Source organism: Reyranella sp., from assembly GCF_004297265.1.
Lineage (GTDB): Bacteria > Pseudomonadota > Alphaproteobacteria > Reyranellales > Reyranellaceae > Reyranella.
This window is the reverse complement of sequence record NZ_SCUT01000028.1, coordinates 136497-153664: the sequence shown is the minus strand read 5'-3', so window position 1 is coordinate 153664 and position 17168 is coordinate 136497. Positions and strand designations below refer to the sequence as shown.

Sequence of the window (17168 nt, the reverse complement as noted above, 5' to 3'; positions counted from 1 at the left end):
CAGGAAGGAAGCCCGGAGCCCGATCAGCTCTTCTGCTTGCGCAGCGCGTCGATGAACTTGATGAGTTCGACCACGGGCTCGTAATACTGCGCGTCGACGACCTTGAATTCGCGATCCTTGCCGTCGGACAGCTTGTCGAACGCCGCCTTGGCCTTGGTCGGCGACTCCATGAACGCCTTGGTGATGGCGGCCTTCATGTCGGGCGGCAGGCTGGCGAGATAGGCGAAGGGCGAGTTGGGGATCAGATCGGACTTGTAGATGATGCGGAAGTCTTCCTGCTTGGCCAGGCCCTTGGAGACCATGCGCGTCAGATTCGAGTCGTTCTCGGCGTTCCACCAGTTGGCGGCGACGTCGACGGTCTTCTGCTGCAGCGCGATGACCGCGTTCTCGTGGCTGCCGGTGTAGGTGACGCGCGCGAAGAAGGTCTCGGGATTGAGCTTGAGCTTGTTCAGCGCAAAGCGCGGAACATTGTTGCCCGAGGTCGAATTGGGATCGACGAGGCCGAGGTTCTTGCCCTTGAGGTCGTCGATCGTCTTGTACGGGCTGTCGGCGCGCACGTAGAAGACGGAATAGTAGCCGACCGTGCCATCGTTGTTCACCGTGGTGACGAAGGGCTCGACCTTGACGCCGGTCACGATCGCCCGCGCATAGGAGGCCGGGCCGTAGCCCGCGATATGGATCGAGCCGTTGCGCTGGCCCTCGATGACGGCGGCGTAGTCGTTGGCGACCCGCAGGGTCACCTTGGTGCCGAGCGTCTGCGAAAGGTACTCGATGAACGGACCGTAGCGCTCGGTCACGCCGGAGGCGTTCTCGGCCGGGATCACGGCGAAGACGAGCTCGGGATAGGCGCTTTTCCAGGACTGGGCGTGGGCAGCACCGGCGAGAGCGAACGACGAGGCCGCGAGGGCGGCGCCCAGGGCATGACGGCGGGTAAGCATGCTTGTTCTCCTTGGATGACGATCGGTTGTCTGAAGATCAGGAGCCGGCGAGGGCGAGACCGGGCTGGACGCCGGCCGGCAGGGGGACGGGCGCCGGCGCGCCATGGCCCATGACGTCGCCCGCCTCGAGCCCGTAGAGCTCGCGGGCGGTCGCTTCGGTGAGCGCCGCCGGCACGTCGTCGAACACGACGCGGCCGCCGGCCATGCCAACCAGCCGGTCGCAATAGCCGCGCGCCAGGTCGAGGCTGTGGAGGTTGCACATCACGGTGATGCCGAGATGGCGGTTGATGTGCTGCAGCGCGTCCATCACCACCTTGGTGTTGCGCGGGTCCAGGGAGGCGATGGGCTCGTCGGCGAGGACGATGTCGGGTTGCTGGACGAGCGCGCGGGCGATCGCGACCCGCTGCTGCTGGCCACCGGACAGGGTCTCGGCACGCTGGCTTGCCATCCGCGCCATGTCGAGGCTTTCGAGCGCCGACAGGGCCTGGGCCTTCTCCTCGTCGCTCCACATCTTCAGGAGAGCCCGGGTCGTCGGCATGTGGAAGGCCCGGCCCATCATGACGTTGGTCAGCACGTCGAGGCGACCGGCGAGATTGAATTGCTGGAAGATCATGGCGCAGCGCGCACGCCAGGCGCGCAGCGGCCGGCCGCGGAGCGCCGTCACGTCGGTGTCGCCGAACAGGATGCGGCCGGAGGTGGGATCGCCGAGGCGATTGATCATGCGCAGGAGGGTCGACTTGCCCGCACCCGACCGGCCGATGACGCCGACCATCTGTCCCGCCGGCACGACGAGAGACACTCCGTCCACGGCATTCTTGCCGCCGAAGCTCTTGGTAACGCCTTCCAATCGAAGCATCCGGCCTCCGGGTCCCACCGGACGCTCGGTACCGGCCGCACGCTTCGACCGCGCTACGCTTTGGTTACGGACATAAGACAAACGGTGGAGAAGCGACCGAACCCGGCCCCCTTATCCGCGTTGCCCCAAAACGCGCAACGGTGGGAAAGGCGACATGAGCACGCTGGTCCAAGCTGCCGATGTCACGGAGCGTGGCACGGTGGGCATGGTGATCTTCTCGATGGTCTTTTTCGTCCTCTAAGCTGTCGCGGCCGGGCTCGTGATCGGCATTCCCACTGCGATGCTCGCGGTCAGGGTCCTTCGCCGCCAGAGAAGGATGGGCGGGCCGCGAGTGCACGGGCCGGAGCATTCATCGCCCAGTGGATCGACAGATAGAGCGCAAGGCCGATCGCGGTCAGCAGGCCACCCATCAGGAAGAAGCCACCGGTCTCATCGCCACGGGGAAAAAAGCGTGCCGTGAGCATGGAGGCGGCGATCACGGCCAGCATGAAGCCCGCAACATGGGTCAGGAAATGCCAACCGAACGCGCGCACGAAAGCATTCCGCTCCGCGGCCGTCACCAGGATCGGAGGCGCTTTGCGATCGCGACGATAGAGAAAGCCCCGCCGGTGCGGTTCGAACCGGGTGGCCATCGTCCACCCGAAGGCTTCGATGATGCTCATCGGGTGGAGAACGCAGGGCCGGCAATGGACGTTCCACCAACGCAGCCTTCCTATCGTGCCATGTGCCTTGGGCCATAACCGGCAGCGGAGCCACTCGATGAAAGGAAGGTGAAGAGGCCGAACCGGCGACCTCGCGTCACCGGATTGACCTCGTGCAGCAGCGCGGCCGAGAAAACCACGGCGCAGCCGACCGCTGGTCGGTAGAGCTGGCGGCCGAACTCGGCGAAGCGCAGTTCGCCTCCTTCATATTCGTCGCCCGGATTGAGGTTGATGCTGACCGCGAACTGGCGGTGCGCGGTCATGCGGCTCGTATTGTCCCGGTGGCGGAGGAACCAGCCGCCACTCGCGACATCGTAGCAACCGATACGAGGGGCCTCGATCACCGACGTATGGATGTGCGAGGCCTGCGCGATGGCCGGCACCACACGGCGTACGAGCGAGTCACGCACGCGGGCGAACAGACCGGGATCGTCGAGATTGGTGTCGAGTCGGCGCTTCGTCTGGGTATCGACGACATTGCCGTCGTCCGACCCGACGATGCTGGCGACCTTGTCGCGGGCCGACCAGTACTCGATCAGGCAACGACAGAGTTCGGCATCGAGTACACGATTGAGCAACATGATCGGCGCGGTGTTCCGAACCACCACCGGTTCCGTCTCGCCGTAGAGCTGCTCCGCGAGAGCGACGACGTCGTCCGGCACTGGGGAAGGCAACAAAGCCGCCACACGGCCGGCGGCATCGACCACGATCGCAAAGGTTCCCCTTGCGCCGAATGCCCGGGCAAGTTCGCCGCCCCGATCCAGGATGCAGGGCGCATCCGCGTTGAGACTGTCCAACGGCTGGGGCGCCACGACACACAAGCTCGCCTCGCACCGCGGGAGGCGCGCCATCATCGTCGCGACACGTTCCCCATCAGGCAGCGCACCAAGCCAGTAGATGCGCGTGAAACCCGACACCACGGCATCCCACGAGTCAAAGAGAGCACCCGAAGCAAGTGGCAGGGTGATGCGCGGCATCGGATCGCCGACGCCGAGGCCGGGCGGGCGATGCGACCTCTCGACCATCGTCACATCCCAATTCCGACTTCGCGCCATGACGTCGTTACTCCCCGACGGGAATAAGAGCGCCGAAAGTTGACCAGAACCTTACGTCCCGATCGGGAGGCACCTATGCGGGCATTGCTCTGTGGATGTGCATCTTGCACCACAACCGCAGCGAGACTTTCGCGATCGCTACAGCATGCTGCGAGAAACGGTTCATGCTTGTGCGGTGGCTCTTGCCGCGATCGCGGGTTTCATCAGATAGCCGACGCCACGGATCGTATGAATCTCGACATCGGCACCGGCTTCTGCGAGCAGGCGACGCAATCGGTGGACATAGACCTCGACGGCATTCGACGAACTGTCGTGCCTGCCGCCGAAGACCACCGCGTCGAGCACGTCATGCGCCAGCACCCTTCCGCCGCGCTTCAGGAAAACTTCCAGGAGTTCGCCTTCACGGGCCGGAATGGTGAACGCACTCCCGTTCACCACGGCGCGGCGGCTGCGGGCCTCGAAAGCCACGTTGCCCATCGCAAAGACGGGCGAGGGGACCTCCGGCGGGCGTTGCAGGAGCGCCCGGAGTCGGGCGATCAGTTCAGCCGTTGCGAAGGGCTTGACCATGTAGTCGCTGGCTCCCCGGTCGAGGCCGTTCACCCGGTCGCCCAGCGCACTCCGCGACGACAGGATGAGCACCGGCGTCGGATCGTGCCGCCTTTTCAGCTGATCGAGCACGGCGAGGCCGTCGTCGTCGGGCAGGCCGAGATCGAGCACGATCGCCGAGTACTGCACGGCCCGGACGGCAAGCCTCGCCTCGTCGGCCAGGCCCACGATATCGACGTCCATGCCGGCACGCTTCAGGGCTTGGCCGATCAATCCGGCCAATTCCCGGCTGTCCTCTATGATCAGCACGCGCATCGCCGGCCCCCGTCGATCAGCTTCGCGGCGGCAGATCGATTCGGGCGGCCTTGAGTGCCTTCTCTATCCCCGAGATCCCGCTCGTATCGCCCGCCTTGCATTTTTCGACGGCGACGCGCGCATCCAGACTCTGAGGCTGCTGCCCCCCTTTGGACGACATGTCGAGATACTGCTCGTATTTGGCGGCCAACGCCGAGCAGTATCCCGCGTCGGATGACTGGGCGATCGCGGCGATCGGCATCAGCGCCACCGCCACGATTGCGGAAGCGAGCCCCATATTCCTCATCATCTGATCCTCCTTCGCTCTCGAAGAGCACCACCATTGAAGGCAGGGACGGAGTTTCGATTGCGGCGGCCCGATTTCGACGAGCTTACGACGTGCTACTTGTGGCCCAGCATCCGCAGGGCCTGCAGCATCGTCGGCGTCGGCATGCTGAGGGCGAGACTCTCGGGGGGCGCAGCCGCCGCCATGGCCCGGTAGGCCATGGCCAGTACCTCGCCGTCGGCGAGCGATGGCCACGACTTCACGACCTCAAGGCCGGCCCGGATCATTCCGGCCGTCACCACGATTCCGCTGGGCTCGCTTGTCTTGGACGTCATGGGACAGACTCTCGCGCACTCAATTCCCGCAACTATGCGGCGGATTCCTTACAACGCGCTTTCGAGAGGGCTGCAGAGTAGTCAGGCCACGTCCGAGGCTGGCAGGGTCACCGTGAAGGTCGAGCCCTTGCCCGGCACGCTCTGGATGTCGAGCCGGCCGCGGTGACGGTTGACCACATGCTTCACGATGGCGAGGCCCAGGCCAGTGCCACCGAGCTGGCGCGAACGGGCGGTGTCGACGCGGTAGAAGCGTTCGGTGAGCCGCGGCAGATGCGCGGCGGGGATGCCATCGCCCTCGTCCTTCACGGCGACCGCGACGCGATCCTTGCCCGCCGGACGCACCTCGACCCGCACGGACGTGGCCGGCCGCGCATACTTGACCGCATTGTCGATCAGGTTCTGGAAAACGATGATCAGTTCGTCGTGGTCGCCGATGGCCCGCGGCAGATCCGCCGGCAGGTCGAGTTCCAGCCTGACCTTGCGCGAGGAGGCCTTGAGCTGCAGCAGGTCGAGCACGGAGCGCAGCACGCGGCCGAGATCCACGGCGGCGGCGGGCCTTGCATGCTCGTGCTGCTCGATACGCGACAGCATCAGCAGGTCGTCGACCAGGCGGCGCATGCGGTCGGCCTGCTCGGCCATGATTCCGAGGAACCGTTCGCGCGCCGCCGTATCCTCGCGCGCCGGGCCGCGCAGCGTCTCGATGAAGCCCGCGAGGCCTGCGATCGGCGTCTTCAGCTCATGGCTGGCATTGGCCACGAAGTCGGCCCGCATGCGCTCGGCGCGACGCAGTGCGGTCGTGTCGTGCAGCACGATCAGCGCCAGCGAGCCGTCGGCGGCGGCCCGCGGCAGGCGGCGCAGATGGGCCACCATGTCGAGTTCCGGCGGCCCGGCCAGCACCAGTTCGACCACGCTCTGGTCGGGCCGTGCAAAGTTGCCGTCGACGCCTGTCTCGAGCAGCGCATCGATGGCCGTCAGGAGCTGCGGCTGGCGCAGCACGGTCGAGACGTCGCGCTCGGAACCGCCGGGGCCGCCCAGCAGCAGGGCGGCGGCGAGATTGGTGCGCACGATGCGGCGCTGCCGGTCGAGGCACACGAGGGGATCGGGAAGACCGTCGACGATGGCCTGGGCAGAGGCCGCCAGATTGTCGATCGACGCCCGCTGGCGCCGCCAGCCGATCGAGAGCGTCGCCGCGGCGCTCGCAAGTTCCTCGGTCGCGGGCGCGAAGGAGAGTCGCGGCATCACCGGCTCGCGCTCGTCGGAAAGCTCGCCGACGAAACGGGCGAAGCTAGCCAGCGAGCTGAGATAGCGCTGGACCAGGAAGGTGGTGACCGCGGCGATCCCCGCCATCGCGATCAGCGCGGTCCGGCCCGACAGTTCGCCGAGGCCGAAGAGGATGGCGAGCGCGCCCCAGGACGGCGCCAACGCCACGGCGTTGGCGACGAGCGTGCGACGAAAGGGGATCGCGTTGTCGGCCATGCGCCGACTATAGCGGCTTAACTCATCCGTGGTGCGAAGAAGCGTATGCTCGCCATGCCGAACACGAAGCCGGCGATATGCGCCACCCAGGCGACCGATTCGCCGCCCGCGCCCGGCGTTCCGCCAAAGATGCCGAAGAATATGTTGAGGCCGATCCAGATGCCGGCGACCGGCAGGAGCGAGGTCAGGCTGCCGACGTAACGCATCAGCATCAGCACGGCGCCGAAGATGCCGCTGATGGCGCCCGACGCACCGACCACGGGATCGGGCGACTCGGGATAGACGAGGATGTGCACGAGGCCGGCGACGACGCCGCACAGGAGATAGAAGAGCACGAAGCGGCGCACGCCCAGCAGGCGCTCGACCGGCGCGCCGAACGCCGCCAGGGTCAGCATGTTGATGCCGAGATGCATCCAGCCGCCATGCAGGAACTGGTAGGTGACCGGCGCCACCAGCAGGGAGAAGAGATCCTGGCCGCTATCGGTCGTGTAGGCGGCCGGCACCAGGCCGAACTGCAGGATGATCTCCTGGTCGGCCTGCTCGCCGAGAAGCTGGCGCAGCAGATGGACGGCGACGTTGATGCCGATCAGCCACAGCACGGCGGGCGGCAGGTTGATGGCCCGCTCGCCCGTTCCGCGCCCTCCCGGGAGGCGGCGCTCGTCGTCGTCGAATGGCATGCGCCGTTCCCGTCAGGTCAGGTGAATTCAGCTCTTCGGGCCGCTAGCTCTTGGGACCACCCTGGCCGAGCGCCCGCAGGCGCAGCCTGAGCGCGTTCAGCTTGATGAAGCCCTCGGCGTCGCGCTGGTTGTAGGCGCCCTGGTCTTCCTCGAAGGTGACGTGCTGCATGGAGTAGAGCGACACGGGCGACTTGCGGCCGACGACGGTCGTGTTGCCCTTGTAGAGCTTGAGCCGCACCGTGCCGGTGACGTTCTCCTGGCTCTTGTCGATCAGCGCCTGCAGCATCTCGCGCTCCGGCGAGTACCAGAAGCCGTAGTAGATCAGCTCCGCGTATTTCGGCATCACCTCGTCCTTGAGGTGGCCGGCGCCGCGGTCGAGCGTGATCGATTCGATGCCGCGATGGGCGGCGTAGAGGATCGTGCCGCCCGGCGTCTCGTAGATGCCGCGGCTCTTCATGCCGACGAAACGGTTCTCGACGAGGTCGAGGCGGCCGATGCCGTTGGCCTTGCCCAGCTCGTTGAGCTTGGTGAGCAGGGTCGCGGGCGACATCCTCACGCCGTCGATGGCGACGGCGTCGCCCTTTTCGAACTCGATCTCGATGTAGGTCGCCTTGTCGGGTGCGCTCTCGGGCGAGATCGTGCGCTGGTAGACCATCTCGTCGGCCTCCTCCCACGGATCTTCGAGGATCTTGCCCTCGCTGGACGAGTGTAGGAGGTTGGCGTCGACCGAGAACGGCGCTTCGCCGCGCTTGTCCTTGGCGATGGGGATCTGGTGCTCCTCGGCGAACTCGAGCAGCTTGGTGCGCGAGGTCAGCTCCCATTCGCGCCACGGCGCGATCACCTTGATGTCGGGCTTCAGCGCATAATAGGAGAGCTCGAAGCGGACCTGGTCGTTGCCCTTGCCGGTGGCGCCGTGGCAGACGGCGTCGGCGCCGGTCTTCAGCGCGAGATCGATCTGATGCTTGGAGATCAGCGGGCGCGCGATCGAGGTGCCGAGAAGGTACTGGCCCTCGTAGAGCGCATTGGCGCGGAACATCGGGAACACGAAGTCCTTCACGAACTCCTCGCGGACATCCTCGATGAAGATGTTCTCGGGCTTGATGCCCAGCAGCTCCGCCTTCTTGCGCGCCGGCGACAGTTCCTCGCCCTGGCCGAGATCGGCGGTGAAGGTCACCACCTCGCAGCCATAGGCCGTCTGCAGCCACTTCAGGATGACCGAGGTGTCGAGGCCGCCGGAATAGGCCAGGACGACCTTCTTGATGTCGCCCTTCTTGTAGGGCCCGGTATAAGAAACGCTCATGCTGGCCGCTTTCGTGTCCGTTCGGTGAAGGCGCGCGAATATAGCGGTCGACCCCGATGGGGCAAGCGCGCCGCAAAGACGCTATAATCAATGCGAGAATAGCATCCCATGGTTTCGCGCCTCGACCGCCTCTCCTACGCCGCCCGCCAGACCGCGCGGGTCGCCTGGTATGCCGGCCACTATGCCGCCGGCCGCCGCATCCTGAAGCCCATGCCCAAGCCCGATTTTCCCATCGGGCCGACACCCAGCCGGGCCGAGCTGACCGCCGAGATGCGCGCACTGTTCGAGCGCGAATGGCGGGACGTCGCCGCCGGCCTCTTCCCGGCCCCGCGCCTGCAGGGGCCGGAACCGGCTGAGTTCCTGCGCCGCAGCCTGCTCTATTTCCGCGACCTGCCGCAGGTCGACGCGCGGCGGCACGGTGTGCTCGACGACGAGCTGCCGCCCGGCACCCAGGCCGACGGCCTGCCCGACTACTACCGGCAGAATTTCCATTTCCAGAGCGACGGATGGCTCTCGGACCACTCGGCGGCGCTCTACGACACCCAGGTCGAGGTCCTCTTCACCGGCGCCGCCGACGTCATGCGCCGCCGCGCCCTGGCGCCGATCGCGGCCTGGCTGGCCGGCCGCAACCAGCGCGAGGTGCGCGGCCTCGATGTCGGCTGCGGCACCGGTCGCCTGCTGGCTGCCCTGCACGGCGCGTGGCCCGGCATGAAGCTCACCGGCATCGATCTCAGCAGACCTTATCTCGACGAGGCGCGCCGCCTGATCGGCCGCACGGCAAGGGTGAAGCTGGAGGAAGCCGCCGCCGAGACACTGCCCTTCGACGAAGCGAGCCTCGACCTCGTCGTCTCCTCGTTCCTGCTGCACGAACTGCCGCAGGAAATCCGCGCCAAAGCGATCACCGAGATGGCGCGTGTCGTGAAGCCTGACGGCCTGGTCGTGATCGTCGACTCACTGCAGAAGGGCGATCGTCCCGACTGGGACGGCCTGCTCGACCTCTTCCCGCATTACTTCCACGAGCCCTACTACGCAGAGTACACCGCCGGTCGTCTGGACGAGTGGTTCAGCGCGACTGGCCTCCGACCGGTATCGAGCGAAAACGCCTTCCTGTCGAAGATCGCCGCTTTCACGCGCTGAGGTCATTGGAGCGCGCCACTCCAGTGGCGCTCATGCGCTCGAGCGCCACTGGCGTGGCGCGCTCCATTGATAGACCTCTTACAGCGCGACCTTCACGCCGCGCTGGCGCAGGCTGGCGCTCTTGAGCTGGCCGCAGGCAGCGGAGATGTCGCGGCCGCGCGGTGTGCGCACCGGGGCGCTGAGGCCGCCATCGTTCACGATCTCGGCGAAGCGGTGGATGCGGTTGTTGGAGCTGCACTCGTAGGGCGCGCCCGGCCAGGGATTGAACGGAATCAGGTTCACCTTGGCGTGGATCGGCTTGAGGATCCTCACCAGCTCGCGCGCATCGGCGTCGCTGTCGTTGACGCCCTTCAGCATCGCATATTCGAAGGTGATGCGCCGGCTGTTGCGCGCGCCGGGATAGTCGGCGCAGGCGCGCAGCAGCTCTTCGATCGGCCACTTCCTGTTGATCGGCACGAGGGTGTCGCGGATCTCGTCGTTCACCGCATGCAACGACACCGCGAGATTGACGTCGAGCGCCTCGCCAACCTTCGGGATCATCGGCACGACGCCGGAGGTCGAAAGGGTGATGCGGCGGCGGCTGAGCGCGATGCCCTGGTCGTCCATGACGATCTTGAGCGCCGTGACCACGTTGTCGAAATTGTAGAGCGGCTCGCCCATGCCCATCATGACGATGTTGCTGAGCATGCGCTGAGCATCGGCGGTCGGCGTCGGCCATTCGCCGTAGCTGTCGCGCGCCACCATGAACTGGCCCACGATCTCGTCGGGCGTGAGGTTGCGCACCAGCGGCTGGGTGCCGGTGTGGCAGAAGGTGCAGGTGAGCGTGCAGCCGACCTGGCTGGAGACACAGACCGAGCCGCGATCGGTCTCCGGGATGTTGACCGTCTCGGCCTCGTTGCCGTCGGCGAAGCGCAGCAGCCATTTGCGCGTGCCGTCGACCGACCGCTGCTCGGTCACGATCGAGGGCCGCTCGATCACGAACCGGTCGGCCAGCCGATCGCGCGTCTTCTTCGCGATGTTGGTCATACGCCCGAAGTCGGTGACGCCGTGCCAGTAGATCCACTGCCAGATCTGGGCGGCCCGGAACGGCTCCAGGCCCGCCTCGGCCAGCGCCGTCTTCAGCCCGTCGCGCGACAGGCCGATCAGGTTGCGGCGCAGATCGTTGCGGCCGTGCGCGGGGGCGCCGGGCTCGAGGATCTGCAGCGGTTCGGTGGGCAGAACGGACATCGAGCGCCCGAGATAGTCGTCGCACTCCCTCTGCGCAACCACGCCGCGCCAATCTATTGTTTTAACTGCTCTTTTTGCCGCAGGCGCAGCCGCTGCTTGCGCTTGTAGAGCGGCTCGCCGAACACCGGCACCTCCAGCGCCTCGGTCGGAGCGCCCTCGCCGACCGGCCGCGGGGCGTGGCGGCCGAGGCTGATCAGACGGTCGTACATGACCAGCGCGCCGGCGGTGCCCAGATTGACCGAGAAGCGGGTCGGAATCTTCACGACGTAGTCGCAGGTCGACTGAACCGCGGGCGACAGGCCCTCGCGCTCCGAGCCCAGGATATAGGCGCACTGTCGGGGATGCCGGAAGCTCGGAAGCTCGATGGCATCGTCGGTGATCTCGATACCGACCAGCCTGCAGCCCAGCGGCAGGCGGAAGCTCTCAAGGTCGGCAAACCGGTAGGTCGGCACGGACAGCGGCGTGTCCGACGTGTCGGCCAGCGCGCCCGCACGCGCGTCGTATTGCGCGCGCAGGGTGAAGACGAACGAGGCGCCGAACGCATGGGCCGTCCGGAACAGGGTGCCGACGTTCATCGACTTGCTCGGACCCTCGATGCCGATGCCGAAATAGCCTTTCATGGCCCTTCGATTTGTTGCAGTAATGATTGGCAGGCGCTGCCATCCCCCCCGGTAGCGCCCCGCCCGCCGTCAAACAAGGCCCTGATGACCGTTTCCTCGCCGTTGGACAGTGTTCGCGCCCAGTACGAGGCGCTGCCCTATCCTTCCCGAGACCCGCGCGACGAGGCGATCCGCCTGATCACGGGCACGCCGAGCCATGTTCTCGAGATCAACCACTATCTCTTCTCCGGCCGGCTGAACTTCATCCGCCCCTTCCGCGCGCTGGTCGCCGGCGGCGGCACGGGCGATGCCTGCATCATGCTGGCCCAGCAGCTCGTCGATCGCCGCTGCCCCGGTGAAGTCTTCTATCTCGACCTTTCCTCGGCCTCGCGACAGATCTGCGAGGCGCGTGCCAAGGCCCGCGGCCTGCGCAACATTACGTTCCTGACCGGCTCGCTGCTCGACCTGCCGACGATGAACGTTGGCCAGTTCGATTACATCGACTGCACCGGCGTGCTGCACCACCTGCCCGACCCGACGGCCGGTATGCAGGCCCTGGCGAGTGTGCTGCACGCCGAGGGCGGCATGGGCGTCATGCTCTATGGCGAGTACGGCCGCAGCGGCGTCTATCCCCTGCAGGAGATGCTGCAGACCCTGGCGCCGCCGTCGATGGCGATCGAGGACCGGTTGGCGATGGCCAAGCGCCTGATCCGCTTTCTGCCGACGACCAACCTGTTCCGCCGCAATCCCTATCTCAACGACCATGTGACGGGCGGCGACGCGGGCCTTTACGACCTGCTGCTGCACAGTTGCGATCGCGCCTTCACGGTGCCGCAGATCGGCGCGATGGCCGCCGCGTCGGGACTGCGTGTCGTCGCCTTCCTCGAGCCGGTGCGCTACGAGCCCGCGACCTACATGAGCGATCCGATGATCGCGCGCCAGTTGAGCTCGCTGCCGCTGCTGGAACGGGCGGCCTTCGCCGAACGCCTGGCCGGCAACCTGCGCACCCACGTCTTCTATGCCACGCGCGCCGGCTTCGACACGGTCGCACGGCCCGAGGACACGTCGGCCATTCCTGTGCTGCGCGAGATGGACGCACAGAAGTTCGCCGCCGGCCTGCAGCCCGGCGCGCCGCTGGTCGCCAACCTCGACGGCTTTCCGTGGCGGGCCCAGTTGCCGCCGCTGGCGCCGCGCATCATCTCCCAGATCGACGGCCGCCGGACGGTTGCGGAGATCTACACCTCGCTCGGCAGCCAGGGCGGCCTGCCGCAATGGGAGGATTTCTACACGCAGTTCGAGGACCTCTACGTCAAGCTGAACGGCGTCAATCACCTGCTGCTGCGCTTTCGCACCTGAAATAACGCCTGCGAGATCCGCAATGAGCGGTCACGTCCTGGCCATCGCGCTCGGCAACTCCCTCCTCTGGTCGGTCTATCTGCTGCTGACGCGCCATGTCGTGAGCGGCGCCCAGCTCGATGCCTGGGCCTACACGCTGGTGCAGTTGCTGAGCGCTGGACTTGCCATGCTCTGGGTCGGCCGGCGCACCCCGGGAAGCTGGGCCGACCTGCTGGTGCCATGGACGGTCTGCTACGCCTTCATGCGCGTGATCATCAACGGCTGCACGGCCGCCGCCATCGTGTGGCTGGCCGTCACGCAGAGCACGCTGCTCTCCACGATGAGCGTGCTGATCGGTGCGGCGTCAGGCTGGGCCCTGACCCGTCAGGCGCCGTCACGGCGCGACTGGCCCGGCCTCGCGCTCCTGGCCCTCGGCGTCGTGGCCTTCGCCGCCGGCCTGGGATCGGAGACGGCCTGGCGCGGCGTCGCCTGGCTGATCGCCTCGGAAGCCATCGCGGTCGCGGCCTCGTGGATGATCGCCTGGCACCCGCGCAACCGCGCGGCAGATCCGGCGGCGCGCAGCCGCTTCACCGGCGAGATCCTGGTCGCCGCCTCGCTGGCGCTGATCCTCGTCTGGACGCTGGCCGGCCTCGCGGGCGCAATGGCCTCGCCGTGGGCCGGCGGCGGCGACGCCTTCGGCCGCGTCGAGCTCTGGTTCTATGCGATCCTGGCCGGCCTGCTGTTCCGCGCCCCCGGCACCTGGCTCGGATTCTGGACCATCAACCATTCGGGCGTGCAGACCTACCTGATCGCGCTCACCGCGATGCCCTTCTTCGCCATCGCACTGGAGGCCCTGTTCGCCCACCTGGGCTGGCTGACCCCGGCGACCCTGACGACGCCGGAGTGGCTGGCCGCCGGCGTGATCCTCGCCGGCGCCGTCTGGCTGATCGTGGTCCGTGTCCGTACGTCGTGATCTACTCATTGGAGCGCGCAACTCCAGTTGCGCTTATGGCTGCCGATCGACCAAGCTTGAGCGCCACTGGAGTGGCGCGCTCCGAAGATACAGCCTTAGGCCTTCTTGAGCGCGTCCGGGTTGAGGACGTTGATCGGCTTGCCGTCGAGCCAGGCTTCGATGTCCTTGACCGTGCCTTCATAGAAGTGCCGGTAGCTCTCCTCGACGACGTAGCCCAGGTGAGGGATCAGCGTGACGTTGTCGAGCTTGGTGAGCGGATGGTCGGCGGACAGCGGCTCCCTGTCGTAGACGTCGAGGCCGGCATGCAGGATCGTGCGGTTCTTCAGCGCCTCGATGAGCGCCGCCTCGTCGACGATCGGCCCACGCGACGTATTCACCAGGATCGCGGTCTTCTTCATCTTCGCGAGGTCGGCCGCGCCGATCAGGCCGCGCGTGCGGTCCGAGAGCGCGAGATGGATCGACACGAAGTCCGAGGTCGCCAGCAGCTCGTCCTTGGTGACGTACTTGGCGCCGCCGGCTTCGGCCTTCTCCGGCGTGAGGTTCTGGCTCCAGGCCACGACCTCCATGCCGAAGGCCTTGGCATAGTGCGCCGCGCGGCTGCCGAGCTTGCCGAGGCCCAGGATGCCCAGGCGCTTGCCCTCGAGCACCACCATCTGCTCGATGCCGTCATGCCACTTGCCCTGGCGCGCCAGCCGCTCGGCCTTGGCGAGGTCGCGCGCGCACATCATCAGCAGCGCCCAGCCCAGCTCTGCCGTCGGCGCGTTCGAGGTGCCACCGGGTGTCGTGGAGATCGGGATGCCGCGCTCGGCCGCGGCCTTGTCGTCGAGGCTGGCAGCACGGGCGCCGGTCAGCACCATGAACTTGAGGTTGGGCAGCTTCTCGATCAGCGCCCGCGGGAAGGCAGTTCGCTCGCGCAGCAATCCCAGCATGTCGAAGGGCGCCAGTTTTTGCGCTGCATCCTCGACCGAGATGAAGGGCTCGTGGAAGACCGTGATCTCGACGCCGCGCTTCTTGAGCCTGTCCCAGTCGGCCATGCGCATGGCTACCTTCTGGTAATCGTCGAGCAGGGCAAGCTTCATCGTTTGCGGCATGGCGTTTCCTGGGAGAGAATATTTGGAAAGGCACTATAGCCGCGGGAGGCGGTCATGAGCATCACGGTTACGCCAGTGCATCCCGAATTCGTCGCCGAGATCGGTGGCGTCGACGTGGCGAAGCCGCTGAGCCCGGGCGACCGGCAGGCCATCGGGGATGCGATCAACCGCTATGCGGTCGTGGTGTTCCGCGGCCAGACGCTCGACGACGAGCGGCAGGTGGCTTTCGCCGGCAATTTCGGCCCCGTCGAATCCTCGGCGCTGAAGCTCCGGCATCGCGACATCAAGCACCGGCTCGAATCGAGCCAGGTCGCCGACATCTCGAACCTCGACGGCGACGGCAACGTGCTGAAGCCCGACGCACGCCGGCGGCTCGACGGGCTGGCGAACCGGCTCTGGCATACCGATGCCTCGTTCCGCGCCGTGCCCGGCGCCCTCTCGATGCTCTACGCGCACGTCATTCCCGACGAAGGCGGCGACACGGAGTTCGCCGACATGCGCGCGGCCTACGATGCGCTGCCCCCGTCGAAGAAGGCGGCGCTGGAAGGCCTGGTCGCCGAACATTCGATCTGGCGCTCGCGCGAACAGCTCGGCGTCGTGCAATACACGGACGAGGAGCGGGCTTCGCTGCCGCCGGTGCCGCAGCGCGTCGTGCGCACCCATCCCGGCTCGCACCGCAAGACGCTCTATCTCGCCGCGCATGCCTCCCACATCATCGGCATGCCGGTCGCCGACGGGCGCCTGATCATCCTCGACCTGATCGAGCACGCCACGCAGCCCAAATTCGTGCATACTCATCGCTGGGCGCAGGGCGATCTCGTGATCTGGGACAATCGCTGCACCATGCACCGCGCCCGGCCATTCGACACGACCAAGGTGCGCGACCTGCGCCGCGTCACGACACGCGACGTCGCCTCGACGCTCGAACAAGCCGCCTAGAGCCGCACGATGAGACGGGCGACGGACATCTGGCTGGCGTCGGGTGTCCGCACGCCCTTCTCCAAGGTCGACGGGGCGTTGGCCAAGCTCGACGCGATCGAACTCTCGGTGCCGGTGGCGCGGCATATGGTGGATCAGCTCAAGGGCGGCAAGCCGGACTTCGCCGTGTGGGGCACCGTCGTGCCCAACCTCACCTGGAGCAACATCGCGCGCGAGGTGCTGATGGAAGCCGGCATCGACGCCACGGTGCCCGCCTTCTCCACCGTCATGGCCTGCTCGACCAGCATGATGGGCGTGATCGAGGCTGCCGGCATGATCGACGGCGACAGCATCAACCTCGCGATGGTGGGCGGCGTCGACAGTCTCAGCCGCATCCAGATCGGGCTCGACCAGCGTCTCTCCGACTGGCTGCGCAAGTTCCAGCAGGCGCGGTCGCTCGGCCAGAAGATCGACCATCTGACGCATCTGCATCTGCGCGATCTCAAGCTCTACATCCCCGCGATCAGCAACCGCACCACCGGGCTCAGCATGGGCGAGCATACGGAGATCACCGCCAAGGAATGGCAGATCTCGCGGGCCGAGCAGGACGAGATCGCGCTCAGCAGCCATCGCAACGCCGTGACTGCCTGGGATCGCGGCTTCTTCGACGATCTGGTGATCCCGATCGGCGACGTGACGCGCGACACCATCCCGCGCAAGGACACGACGCTCGAGAAGCTCGCACGCCTGCCTCCGTCGTTCGATCGCACCAGCGGCAAGGGCAGCCTGACCGCCGGCAATTCCTCGCCGCTCACCGACGGCGCGGCGGGCGTCTGGGTCGCCTCGGAGAAAGGCCTCGACCGACTTCCGACGAATACGCCGCGCGTAAAACTGGTCGACTGGGAGATCGGCGCCGTCGACTTCCGTGTCGAGGGCCTGCTGATGGCGCCGGCCTTCGCCATCCCGCGCCTGCTGGCGCGTCACGACCTCACCTATGGCGACATCCATCTCTGGGAGATCCACGAGGCCTTCGCCGCGCAGGTCGCCTTCCACCTGAAGGCGCTGCAGGACGCGACGTTCCTGCGTGACCGGGCGAAGGTTCCGCGCGACTTCGGCCCCTTCCCGCGCGAGCGCATGAATCCCAACGGCGGCAGCACGGCGCTCGGCCATCCGTTCGGCGCCACCGGCGCGCGCATCATCGGCCAGACGGTGAAGGAACTCGCCGCGATGCCCAGGGGCCAGCGCGCCATCGTCAGCATCTGCGCCGACGGCGGCCAGGGAAGCGTGCTGCTGCTCGAAGCCGCATAGTGCCCAAAGCAAAACATCGTCATCTCGACCGAAGCGCCGAAGGCGCGTAGCGGAGAGACCTTGCCGCGACAAAAAGCCGGCAAATCGTAGAAGAAAGGTCTCTCCACTACGCCTCG

General features: G+C 66.8%; 18 protein-coding genes. 5 read left to right on the top strand and 13 right to left on the bottom strand.

From position 1 onward, the window contains the following. Window positions 1-23 precede the first annotated feature (23 nt). From phnD to EPO41_RS13565, 10 genes are all read right to left on the bottom strand, one after another. A complete protein-coding gene (gene phnD, locus EPO41_RS13610; RefSeq protein WP_296325876.1) occupies window positions 24-938 on the bottom strand; it encodes a phosphonate ABC transporter substrate-binding protein in 915 nt (304 codons plus the stop codon). A gap of 37 nt (window positions 939-975) precedes the next feature. Continuing rightward, a complete protein-coding gene (phnC, locus tag EPO41_RS13605) occupies window positions 976-1794 on the bottom strand; it encodes a phosphonate ABC transporter ATP-binding protein (RefSeq protein WP_296325874.1) in 819 nt (272 codons plus the stop codon). Between the two features lie 290 nt (window positions 1795-2084). After that, a complete protein-coding gene (locus tag EPO41_RS13600) occupies window positions 2085-2456 on the bottom strand; it encodes a hypothetical protein (RefSeq protein WP_296325872.1) in 372 nt (123 codons plus the stop codon). A 50-nt stretch (window positions 2457-2506) separates the two neighbouring features. Continuing rightward, complete coding sequence (locus EPO41_RS13595) at window positions 2507-3472, bottom strand: 2OG-Fe(II) oxygenase (RefSeq protein ID WP_296325870.1); 966 nt, start codon at window positions 3470-3472, stop codon at window positions 2507-2509. 240 nt (window positions 3473-3712) lie between these two features. Beyond that, complete coding sequence (locus tag EPO41_RS13590) at window positions 3713-4411, bottom strand: response regulator transcription factor (RefSeq protein WP_296325868.1); 699 nt, start codon at window positions 4409-4411, stop codon at window positions 3713-3715. Between the two features lie 16 nt (window positions 4412-4427). After that, window positions 4428-4688 (bottom strand): hypothetical protein, encoded by a 261-nt coding sequence (locus EPO41_RS13585; RefSeq protein WP_296325867.1) that lies wholly within the window; start codon window positions 4686-4688, stop codon window positions 4428-4430. A 104-nt stretch (window positions 4689-4792) separates the two neighbouring features. After that, complete coding sequence (locus EPO41_RS13580; RefSeq protein WP_296325865.1) at window positions 4793-5011, bottom strand: hypothetical protein; 219 nt, start codon at window positions 5009-5011, stop codon at window positions 4793-4795. Window positions 5012-5092: 81 nt separating this feature from the next. Continuing rightward, window positions 5093-6487 carry an ATP-binding protein gene (locus EPO41_RS13575; RefSeq protein ID WP_296325864.1) on the bottom strand — a complete coding sequence of 465 codons (1395 nt, stop codon included), beginning with the start codon at window positions 6485-6487 and terminating at the stop codon, window positions 5093-5095. Window positions 6488-6504: 17 nt separating this feature from the next. Beyond that, a complete protein-coding gene (locus EPO41_RS13570; protein WP_296325863.1) occupies window positions 6505-7164 on the bottom strand; it encodes a rhomboid family intramembrane serine protease in 660 nt (219 codons plus the stop codon). A 43-nt stretch (window positions 7165-7207) separates the two neighbouring features. Continuing rightward, window positions 7208-8464, bottom strand: coding sequence for an argininosuccinate synthase (locus EPO41_RS13565; RefSeq protein ID WP_296325862.1), 1257 nt, complete (start codon window positions 8462-8464; stop codon window positions 7208-7210). A 108-nt stretch (window positions 8465-8572) separates the two neighbouring features. On the opposite strand from EPO41_RS13565, the gene EPO41_RS13560 reads away from it, so the two are divergent. After that, window positions 8573-9601: a class I SAM-dependent methyltransferase gene (locus tag EPO41_RS13560; RefSeq protein ID WP_296325860.1), complete on the top strand. Its 1029-nt coding sequence runs from the start codon at window positions 8573-8575 to the stop codon at window positions 9599-9601. Window positions 9602-9679: 78 nt separating this feature from the next. Here the strand turns inward: EPO41_RS13560 and rlmN are convergent, their stop codons facing one another. Then, a complete protein-coding gene (gene rlmN, locus EPO41_RS13555) occupies window positions 9680-10828 on the bottom strand; it encodes a 23S rRNA (adenine(2503)-C(2))-methyltransferase RlmN (protein WP_296325859.1) in 1149 nt (382 codons plus the stop codon). Window positions 10829-10881: 53 nt separating this feature from the next. Then, a complete protein-coding gene (locus tag EPO41_RS13550) occupies window positions 10882-11448 on the bottom strand; it encodes an RNA methyltransferase (RefSeq protein ID WP_296325858.1) in 567 nt (188 codons plus the stop codon). Between the two features lie 84 nt (window positions 11449-11532). Here EPO41_RS13550 and EPO41_RS13545 point away from each other — a divergent pair, with 84 nt between their 5' ends. Further along, a complete protein-coding gene (locus EPO41_RS13545) occupies window positions 11533-12783 on the top strand; it encodes a class I SAM-dependent methyltransferase (protein ID WP_296325857.1) in 1251 nt (416 codons plus the stop codon). A gap of 22 nt (window positions 12784-12805) precedes the next feature. After that, window positions 12806-13735, top strand: a complete 930-nt coding sequence (locus EPO41_RS13540; RefSeq protein WP_296325856.1) for a hypothetical protein — start codon at window positions 12806-12808, stop codon at window positions 13733-13735. 95 nt (window positions 13736-13830) lie between these two features. On the opposite strand, the gene EPO41_RS13535 is transcribed toward EPO41_RS13540, so the two are convergent. After that, the gene (locus tag EPO41_RS13535) at window positions 13831-14826 is read right to left on the bottom strand and encodes a D-2-hydroxyacid dehydrogenase family protein (RefSeq protein WP_296325854.1); all 996 of its coding nucleotides are present in this window, start codon (window positions 14824-14826) and stop codon (window positions 13831-13833) included. A gap of 54 nt (window positions 14827-14880) precedes the next feature. Between EPO41_RS13535 and EPO41_RS13530 the strand changes: the two genes are divergently transcribed. Both EPO41_RS13530 and EPO41_RS13525 read left to right on the top strand, forming a co-directional pair. Further along, window positions 14881-15765, top strand: coding sequence for a TauD/TfdA family dioxygenase (locus EPO41_RS13530; protein ID WP_296325853.1), 885 nt, complete (start codon window positions 14881-14883; stop codon window positions 15763-15765). A gap of 9 nt (window positions 15766-15774) precedes the next feature. After that, on the top strand, window positions 15775-17052 hold the full coding sequence (locus EPO41_RS13525; RefSeq protein ID WP_296325852.1) for an acetyl-CoA C-acyltransferase: 1278 nt from the start codon (window positions 15775-15777) through the stop codon (window positions 17050-17052). Window positions 17053-17168 lie beyond the last annotated feature (116 nt).